The 8,945-nt window shown below is 63.9% G+C and carries 7 protein-coding genes and 1 pseudogene; all 8 read left to right on the plus strand.

Annotated features, from left to right (window positions below; translation table 11 throughout):
- Positions 1-15: 15 nt before the first annotated feature.
- The 8 genes and pseudogenes from GNZ12_RS36950 to GNZ12_RS36985 all read left to right on the plus strand — a co-directional run bounded on the left by GNZ12_RS36950 (position 16) and on the right by GNZ12_RS36985 (position 8,768).
- Complete coding sequence (locus GNZ12_RS36950; protein WP_172317042.1) at positions 16-1,047, plus strand: threonine aldolase family protein; 1,032 nt, start codon at positions 16-18, stop codon at positions 1,045-1,047.
- A 67-nt stretch (positions 1,048-1,114) separates the two neighbouring features.
- On the plus strand, positions 1,115-1,645 hold the full coding sequence (locus tag GNZ12_RS36955; protein ID WP_172317045.1) for an NUDIX domain-containing protein: 531 nt from the start codon (positions 1,115-1,117) through the stop codon (positions 1,643-1,645).
- Between the two features lie 103 nt (positions 1,646-1,748).
- Positions 1,749-2,198 carry an acyl-CoA thioesterase gene (locus GNZ12_RS36960; RefSeq protein WP_074282719.1) on the plus strand — a complete coding sequence of 150 codons (450 nt, stop codon included), beginning with the start codon at positions 1,749-1,751 and terminating at the stop codon, positions 2,196-2,198.
- Between the two features lie 4 nt (positions 2,199-2,202).
- A pseudogene (locus GNZ12_RS36965) lies at positions 2,203-3,132 on the plus strand (branched-chain amino acid ABC transporter permease); the annotation flags it as partial.
- Between the two features lie 51 nt (positions 3,133-3,183).
- Positions 3,184-4,425 (plus strand): branched-chain amino acid ABC transporter permease, encoded by a 1,242-nt coding sequence (locus GNZ12_RS36970; protein WP_172317053.1) that lies wholly within the window; start codon positions 3,184-3,186, stop codon positions 4,423-4,425.
- Complete coding sequence (locus tag GNZ12_RS36975) at positions 4,425-5,177, plus strand: ABC transporter ATP-binding protein (protein WP_172317047.1); 753 nt, start codon at positions 4,425-4,427, stop codon at positions 5,175-5,177. Before GNZ12_RS36970 ends, GNZ12_RS36975 begins: the two co-directional genes overlap by 1 nt.
- Positions 5,174-5,887, plus strand: a complete 714-nt coding sequence (locus GNZ12_RS36980) for an ABC transporter ATP-binding protein (protein WP_172317049.1) — start codon at positions 5,174-5,176, stop codon at positions 5,885-5,887. The genes GNZ12_RS36975 and GNZ12_RS36980 overlap by 4 nt, the downstream gene beginning before the upstream one ends.
- Positions 5,888-6,350: 463 nt before the next feature.
- Complete coding sequence (locus GNZ12_RS36985; RefSeq protein ID WP_407947760.1) at positions 6,351-8,768, plus strand: hypothetical protein; 2,418 nt, start codon at positions 6,351-6,353, stop codon at positions 8,766-8,768.
- The last annotated feature ends 177 nt before the right edge of the window (positions 8,769-8,945 follow it).

Here is an 8,945-nt window from a genome sequence, read left to right on the forward strand (position 1 = left end):
GGCGCGCCGCCAGCCATGCAACATTTCGCGTCCGACAATTACGCCGGCATCTGTCCTGAAGCGCTCGAGGCGCTGACCGTCGCCAACAACAGCGGCCACGAACCCGCTTACGGCGACGACTCCTGGACCAACCAGGTCTGCGATCGCCTGCGGGATCTGTTCCAGACCGATTGCGAAGTGTTTTTCGTGTTCAACGGCACGGCCGCCAATTCGCTGGCGCTGGCGTCGTTGTGTCAGTCATATCACTCGGTGATCTGCCATGAACTCGCGCACATCGAAACCGATGAATGCGGCGGCCCTGAGTTCTTCTCCGGCGGCTCGAAGCTGCTGACCGCGCCGGGTGTTGGCGGCAAGCTCACGCCGGATGCGATCGAAGCGGTCGTCACGCGCCGCGCCGATATTCACTACCCGAAGCCGAAGGTCGTCACGCTGACCCAATCGACGGAAGTGGGCACCGTCTACACCGTCGAGGAAGTGCGAGCGATCGCCGCGATCGCCAAACGTCGTCATCTGAAAGTGCACATGGACGGCGCGCGGTTTGCGAACGCGGTCGCGGCGCTCGACGTGCATCCGTCCGAAATCACGTGGCGCGCGGGCGTCGACGTGTTGTGCTTCGGCGGGACCAAGAATGGTTTGCCGGTCGGCGAGGCGGTGGTGTTCTTCGACCGCTCGCTCGCCGACGATTTCGCCTACCGTCTGAAGCAGGCAGGCCAGCTCGCCTCGAAAATGCGCTTCATCTCCGCGCCGTGGCTTGGCCTGCTCGATAACGACGTCTGGCTGCGCAATGGACGTCATGCGAATGCGATGGCGGAATTGCTGCAAACGCGGTTGCAGGAAATTCCCGGCGTGAGCATCATGTTTCCGAGAGAATCGAACGCGGTCTTTGCGCAATTGCCCGCGCAGGCCGCCAAGGCAATGCGCGCACGCGGCTGGAAGTTCTACGAGTTCATCGGCGCGGGCGGTTGCCGGCTGATGTGCGCGTGGGACACGCAGCCGGAAACCGTCGAGCGTTTCGCTGCGGAAGTGCGCGAGTTGTGCATGGCCTGAGACGCACGTTGCGTCCGCGCTGGAACAAGATAATCAGACACAAGACATAAAAGACAACCCACTCGCCATGACCGAATACCAATTTTGTCCGCGCTGCGCTACGCCTTTGATCGAGCGCACCGATGTCGAACACGAAGGCGGCCGGATCCGCCAGGCCTGTCCTGATACGGAATGCGGCTACGTCCACTGGAACAATCCGCTGCCGGTGGTGGCCGCGATCGTCGAGTACGAGGGCAAGATCCTGCTCGCGCGCAACGCCGCATGGCCGGAAGGCATGTTCGCGCTGATCACCGGTTTTCTGGAAAACGGCGAGACCCCGGAACAGGGCATTGCCCGCGAAGTGCTGGAAGAAACTTCGTTGCACGCGGAGACGGTCGAGTTGATCGGCGTGTACGAATTCATTCGAAAAAACGAACTGATCATCGCCTATCACGTGAAGGCGCACGGGACGGTCGCGCTGTCGCCGGAATTGCTCGAATACCGGCTGGTCGAGCCGGCCAAACTGCGTCCATGGCGCGCGGGCACCGGTCAGGCGCTCGGCGAATGGATGCGGCGGCGCGGCTTGCCGTTCGAGTTTGTCGAAAAGCCGGGGCAGTAAAGTTGGCCAATGAGCCTCGCCAACGAGTTGGCCAATGATCTTGCGCTCCGGGAGGAGCACGGCATGGCTTATATCTTCTATCTGACCACTACGCCACGTCACGATGAACAAACCCGCACCCGCCACGCGTAGCGCCTACCCGCATTTTCTGCCGATCACCACACGCTGGATGGATAACGACGTCTACGGCCACGTCAACAACGTCGTCTATTACAGCTACTTCGACACCGTGGTGAACGAGTATCTGATCCGCGCAGGCGTGCTCGACTTCGAGCACGGTGCGACGATCGGCCTCGTGGTCGAGACGCATTGCAATTACTTCGCGCCGCTGGTGTTCCCCGAGCGGGTCGAAGCGGGCTTGCGGGTGGTGCGGCTCGGCACCTCGAGCGTGCGCTACGAAGTGGGGCTTTTCAAGGAGGGCGAAGATCAACCCGCCGCTCAAGGCCATTTCGTGCACGTGTATGTGGATCGCGTCACGCGTCGTCCGGTGACGTTGCCCGCCGACTTGCGCGCGGCACTCGAACCGCTGACCGTCGCTGTGCAGGCGGAATAGGCGCGTGCAGTCGTTCGTCATCAATCTGCTCAACGGTGTCAGTTACGGCCTGCTGCTGTTCATGCTGTCGGCGGGCCTGACGCTGATTTTCAGCATGCTCGGCGTGCTGAATTTCGCGCATGCGAGCTTCTATATGCTCGGCGCGTATGTCGGCTTTTCGGTGGCGGCGCATGCGGGTTTCTGGAGTGCGCTCATGATTGCGCCGCTGATCGTTGGCTTGATCGGCGCGGCGCTGGAGCGCTGGCTGCTGCGCCGTGTGCGTGTGCATGGTCATCTCCCCGAGTTATTGCTGACTTTCGGCGCCGCGTATCTGCTCGGCGAACTGGTTAAGCTTGGCTGGGGCTTGAGTCCGCTCAGCGCGACTGTTCCGGCCGCGCTCGACGGACCGCTGTTCACGGTCTACGGCGCCGCCTTCGCACGCTATCGGGCCTTCATGATGGTGGTGTCGCTGGCGATGCTGGTGGTGCTCTACGCGGTGCTGCGCGTGTCGAAGACGGGGCTGATCGTGCGCGCCGCGCTCACCCATGCGAGCGCTGTCGAGGCGCTCGGCCACAACGTGCCTCGCGTGTTCACCGGCGTATTTGCGGCGGGCACGGCGCTCGCGGCTCTCGCCGGCGTGATCGGCGCGCCGCTGTTCGTGATCGAACCGGCGATGGCGGAGTCGCTCGGCTCGATCGTATTCGTGGTGGTGGTGATCGGTGGGTTGGGCTCGCTGAGCGGGGCGCTGGCGGCTTCGCTGATCGTCGGTTGCGTGCAGACGTTTGCGGTGGCGAGCGACGTGTCGTTGGGCGATCTCACAGCGGTATTCGGAGGCGCGCTGCCGGCCGCATGGGACGCGCTGACGCTTGCGCAACTCGCGCCGCTGATTCCCTATCTGTTGCTTGTCGCGATGCTGGCGCTGCGCCCGCGTGGACTGTTCGGACGGCGTGACGATCATGCGGAGCCGCCCGACAAGCTCGCTTTGCCTGCGGCCACGCGCCGCTCAATGTTGCGCCTGTTCGCGCCATGGCTGGCACTCGCCCTGTTCCTCGTCGTGCCGCCCTTCGTTTGGCCGCAAAGCTGGCTGCTCGCCTATCTTGCGCAGACCGCGACGATGATCGTGTTCGCGCTCTCGTACAACCTGCTGCTTGGCGAAACCGGCTTGCTGTCCTTCGGACATGCCGCTTATTCCGGCCTCGGCGCGCTTATCGCGGCGCAAGTGTTCAACCGCGTTGGCGTGCCGTTGGTGCTGCTGCCGTTGGTCGGCGGCATCGGCGGTGCGCTGTGCGGCGTGCTGTTCGGTTTTGTGTCGACGCGGCGCGCGGGGACGGCTTTCGCGATGATCACGCTCGGCATCGGCGAGCTAGTCGCGGCGGCCGCGTGGACGCTGCCCGACTGGTTCGGCGGCGAGGCCGGTGTGCCGATCGACCGCGCAAGCGGGCCCATGCTGGCAAGCTGGAGCTTCGGCCCGGCCCGCGAGGCGTATGCGCTGATCGCGCTGTGGTGCGTGCTGGCGAGCGTGGCGATGTTCGCGTTGTCGCGCACACCGCTCATGCGGCTCGCCAACGCCGTGCGCGACAACCCCGCACGCGCAGCGGCGATTGGCTGCTATCCGCGCCGCATCCGCTATGGCGTGGTGGTGATGTCGGCTTTTTTTGCGGGCATTGCGGGCACCTTGGGGCTGATCAATGTCGAGCTGGTGTCGACGGAAAGCGTCGGCATGATGCGCTCGGGCGTTGTGCTGATCGCGACAGTGATAGGCGGCACGGCGGCGTTTTTCGGGCCGGTCGCGGGCGCGATCGTCCTGACATTTTTCAGCGTCGCGGTGGCGAGCCTCACGCGGGCCTGGCTGTTCTATCTGGGGCTGTTCTTCATCGTGGTCGTGGTGGCGTCGCCGGATGGACTGGCGGGCTTCGTGCAGCGGCATACGGCCCGCGTCGCTGCCTACGGCTGGCGCGTGTGCAAGAAGGCTTATCTATGGGGCGCAGCCTCAGCGGTGTTTTGGACGCTGGCCGTCGTGCTCGCGGTGCAGTGGGCTTACGCCGTGCAATTCGGCGCGGACGATGGCGCGGCTTTCAACGTCATCGGCGTGCCGTTGAAGACGGCCTCGCCGCATCTTTGGCTCGGCGTTGCGGTGTTCATGCTGGCGGCGCCTGGGGCGCTCGCCGCGCGCTACGCGGTTCGTGCGCAAGCACGTCTCGCCCTTCGCGCGAGCGCCAGCACCGCGCAGATTACCGGAGACGCGTGATGATCCCGGCCCTCGCGCTCTACGGCATCGAAAAACGCTTCGGCGCCACGCAGATTCTGCGCGGCGTCGATCTGGCAATCGAGCCCGGCGAGCGCCATGCATTGATCGGGCCGAACGGCGCCGGCAAGTCGACGCTCTTCAATTTGATCGCCGGGGGCGCACGGCCGAACGCGGGGCGCATCGATCTGTTCGGCGCGGAGATCACGCGTCTGGCGCCGGCCGCGATCACGCGCCGAGGTCTCGCGCGCAGCTTCCAGACCACCAGCGTGTTCGCCCGCCTCAGCGTGTTCGACAATCTGCGCTGTGCGGCCATGCTGGCCGAGCGCGACCGCACGCGCTGGTGGCAGCGCTTCAGCGGCTCACGCACGGTCGATGCGCGCGCCGAGCAGGTGCTCGACGCCGTGGGGCTGAATGCGCGCAGGCATAGCCAGGCCGGCACACTCAGCTACGCCGAGCAGCGCGCGCTCGACCTCGGCCTCGCGCTTGCGGGCGGCGCGCACACCTTGCTGCTCGATGAACCTACCGCCGGCATGAACCGCGCCGAAGCGGCGCGCGCCATCGAACTGATTCGCGCGACCACCGCGGGCCGCACGTTGCTGATGGTCGAGCACGACATGGACGCGGTGTTCGCGATCGCCGACCGCATTTCGGTGCTCGTGCAAGGCCGCGTCATTGCGACGGGCACGCCGGCGGCGATTCGTGCGGATGCGGCCGTGCGGGCGGCGTATCTTGGCGACGGCTTCCGCACATGACCGCCTTGCTCGACATTCAGCAACTGAACGCCTGGTACGGCGCAAGTCAGGCTCTGCACGGCGTCACCTTGCAGATCAAAGCTGGCGAAGTCGTCGCGCTGGCCGGGCGCAACGGCTCCGGACGCTCGACGCTGGCGCGCGCGATCATGGGCCTCGTGCGCAGCGAGGGCGAATTGCGGTTTGCCGGCCATGCGCTCGGCGGACTGCGCACCTTCGAGATCGCCCGCCTGGGACTCGGTTACGTGCCCGAACATCGCGACGTCTTTCCGACGTTGAGCGTTCACGAGAATCTGCAACTCGGTGTGGCGCCGCGCGCTCGCGGCCGCACGCCGCGCTTTGCCTTGGACGACGCCTACGAACTGTTCCCTGTTCTGCGCGAAAGAAAGCGCACGCGCGCCGGCGCGCTATCGGGTGGCGAACAGCAGATGCTGACACTCGCCCGGGCATTGCTCGGCGATCCCGATCTGCTGGTCATCGATGAACCCGGCGAAGGGCTGGCCAGCCAGGTGATGGAGCAGGTCGCGCAATGTCTGAGGATGCTGCGTGATCGTGGTGTGGCGATGCTGTTGATCGAACAGCGGCTCGTGATCGCGCAAGACATCGCCAGCCGGGTGGCGGTGATGGGGCATGGCGAGATCGTCTTCGATGATGCGCTCGCGTCGTTTGTGAAGCGAGCGGACGTGATGCAGGAATGGCTCGGGGTGGGTTAGCCTAGGTGTACCGTAACCGGCCTCAATCGCACCTTCCTTAGCACCCCGGCACCCCGGCACTACATGCCCAATCAACTGGCGGGCATCTCATCACGTTTTATTGCAGCGCCGCATTCGAATTTGCGACCATTTTGCTGTCCTGACGTTCACGGCAGGCCCGGCGCGAAGCACGAGCACCTCGTTGCGCGTCCAAATTGCTCCACGGATGCCGTTTGAATCCCTTTTGCGCGTAGACCGCTCAAGCCCGACACGTGGGGCTTTCCAATGACTTGTTGTAGCGATTCAAACGCTTGATCGTTTGGTGAGCGCCCTCCAGAAATCTTGTCGGCAGCGCGCTGACAAATCAAGACAATCAGGTCAAAGGCGCGCAACGGCGGCACGGTGTTTAAAGCCCGCGTATGTGCGACGGACCATGCCGTACCGGACGCGCGAAAGACGCGCCGCGGCTTCAGGAGGAGACGTCATGAAACAGACAGGCGCAGTGGGCGAAAATTCGGCTGATGGCACGCAGGTGGAGCCCTCGCAGCGATCGCTTCAAGGGAGGCTGCCGCTCCGAATGGCGCGACCGGCGCTCAGAGAAACGTGGCGTACGCGCGCGGGGGCGGGTGCCGCGCTGGTGACGGCCGCCTTGCTGATGTCCGCATGCGCCGACGCGAGTTCCACGACTGACGATGCGGCATCCGCGCCGTCGACACAAACGAGCGCGACGGCGAATACCGTGAGCAACAACGATAGCCCGCTGACCGCAAAATCGCAGCCGGATGTTGGACTCGCCACGAACGCCGCCAGTACCACCAATGGCGGCGGCGCGGCAAGCGCCGATCAGCCTGCCTCTGCATCGCGTCCCTCGCTCGAACTCGCAAAAGCCAAACAGCTCGCGGCAGAACAGAGCGTCGCCGGGCGCGTGCCTTCTGCGAGTGGCATGACCGAGAAGCGCAGCCGTCCGCTGACGCTGCGCGATTCCGGCATCGACGGTTCGTTGATGTTCGCGCGCGACGTCGACTTTCGTGTGACCGGCGACATCGGCTTCATGATTCACGATATGGCGGCAACACTGACCCCGACGCACGCCGGTCAGCCGATTGTGTTCGACGATCCGACCAGCGTGACGATCAACGTCCATCGCGGCGACGTCACGCTCGACAGCGCCAAGCTCACCGCGATTTTCAACCGCTACCTGTTCCAATACCAGGGCGCGCCCTTGCGCAATATGCGTGTGGTGCCGCAAGACGGCGGCACCTTGCGCATCACGGGCGAGATGCATCGCGACACATGGGTGCCGATCGTGCTGACGGGATCGCTGTCGATGCGTAACGCCGACGACCTTGTGTTCCATGCCGACCATGTCGAAGTAGCCGGCGTCGGCGCCGACAAGCTGATGCAGGCCGCGCACGTGAAGATGGCCGACCTGTTGAAAGTGGACACACCGATTGCGCGCCTCGACGGCGACGACGTCGTGATGCAGGTGGCCAAACTCACGCCGCCACCCGCGTTGCGCATGACGATCACCCGGATCGACACGAGCTCTGCGGGCGTACGCTTCACGCTCGACGACCACACGGTGCAGAAAATCGACTGGCCCGTGACGATGCCGCCGCGCGGCATGCTGGTGGAGGGCGGCGACGTGAAATTCATGCGTTCGATGCCTATGAACATCGACATGGCGCTGACGCCGCTCGATGCGAACGCGCCGTTTGTACTCGACTTGTACCACTACCGTGACCAGATGGCGGCCGGCTGCTTCACCTTCGACGAGGCGGGCGCGCTGGACGTGCACCTGCCGTCATATACGACGCTAGCCAGCGCCGCGAAAGATGCATCGACGCAGATGGGCAGCGCGAGCGCGCGCTTTAACGACAGCTTCATTCGCGCGCAACAGGCCTCGCTCGCACAGGCGCGCCTTGTGTGGCAACACGTGCCGCAGACTTTGCGAACCGCGTCGGTTGCACGCGCGATTCCGGTCGGGACACGCATGGCGTTTTCCGCGCAGGGCATGGCGATGCCAGGTTCCGCGATCAGCGACGAGCGGCACTCGTCGGGGGCTGCGCCGTTGATTCACGTCGAGAATGTGGACTTCTACGTATCGGGGCGAATCGGCTTTCATGTACGGTCGCTGGATGCGCAGATGGTGCCGAAGAAGCCGGGTCAACCGGTGGATCTTGACGATCCTGACCAGTACGACATTCGCATCATTGGCGGCGAAGTGGTGGAGCCGTGGCCCGCGATGGCGGCGTTGTTCAACGATTACCTGCTCGACTATGAGCCACGTTCGCTGAACGATTTGCAGTTGAAGCAGGTGGACGGCAAGTTGGAAGTGACGGGCGGGATCAAGTTGTGGAATCACTTTCCTGGCGTGTGGCTGCCGACGACGATGAGCGGCACGATCGTGGCCAAGGATGAGCGGCATCTTGTCTATGAGCCTACTTCCGTGAAGGTGCTTGGGGTGCCGCAGGCGGGGTTGTTGCGGGCGCTGGATATTCCGTTGGCGTCGTTGACGCCTTTTACGCGCAAGGGTGTTGCGCTGAAGGGGAATGCGTTGGTGTTCGATCAATACACCGTGTTTCCGCCGCCGGTTTTGCAGGGGCGGTTGGCGAGCGCCACGGTGACGGATGAAGGGTTGGTGTTGAAGTTCAAGCGGGATAGTTCTGTTGCTGCGGCGAGGGCGCCTGCCAGCGCTGGGAAGAGTTTTGTGTGGATCGAGTCCGGTGATGTGAAGATGTTTAATTCGTTGGTCACGAATGCCAGGACTTTTATTCAGGATAGTTCTAATCCTGGGGTGATGAAGTTTGATCTTTATGGGTATCGGGGGGCTGTGTCCAAAGGGACTGTGAGGATGGGGGAGGATGGGGCGTTGGATGTTGATTTGGCCGCTAGGAAATAGCGGTGTTTTTTGCCTGCGCGGCGCTTTGTCTGTATGCCTGCGGCGTTGGCCTTTGGTTGGGTTTTTTGTGTGCGCGGCGCTTGTTCGTCTGTGTGCCTGCGGCGTTGGCCTTTCCTTGATTTCTTAGTGGTCTATTAGTGTCGCCCCTGTGCGGGGCAGGCACCTACTTTTCTTTGC

The organism is Paraburkholderia solitsugae (assembly GCF_013177695.1).
In the GTDB taxonomy this organism is placed as follows: Bacteria; Pseudomonadota; Gammaproteobacteria; order Burkholderiales; family Burkholderiaceae; genus Paraburkholderia; species Paraburkholderia solitsugae.

Excerpts from the sequence above, each read along its gene's own strand:
- GNZ12_RS36985 (WP_407947760.1), top strand. The coding sequence starts at position 6,351 with ATGAAACAGACAGGCGCAGTGGGCGAAAATTCGGCTGATGGCACGCAG.
- GNZ12_RS36955 (WP_172317045.1), top strand. The coding sequence starts at position 1,115 with ATGACCGAATACCAATTTTGTCCGCGCTGCGCTACGCCTTTGATCGAG.
- GNZ12_RS36960 (WP_074282719.1), top strand. The coding sequence starts at position 1,749 with ATGAACAAACCCGCACCCGCCACGCGTAGCGCCTACCCGCATTTTCTG.
- GNZ12_RS36980 (WP_172317049.1), top strand. The coding sequence starts at position 5,174 with ATGACCGCCTTGCTCGACATTCAGCAACTGAACGCCTGGTACGGCGCA.
- GNZ12_RS36975 (WP_172317047.1), top strand. The coding sequence starts at position 4,425 with ATGATCCCGGCCCTCGCGCTCTACGGCATCGAAAAACGCTTCGGCGCC.
- GNZ12_RS36950 (WP_172317042.1), top strand. The coding sequence starts at position 16 with ATGCAACATTTCGCGTCCGACAATTACGCCGGCATCTGTCCTGAAGCG.
- GNZ12_RS36970 (WP_172317053.1), top strand. The coding sequence starts at position 3,184 with ATGTTGCGCCTGTTCGCGCCATGGCTGGCACTCGCCCTGTTCCTCGTC.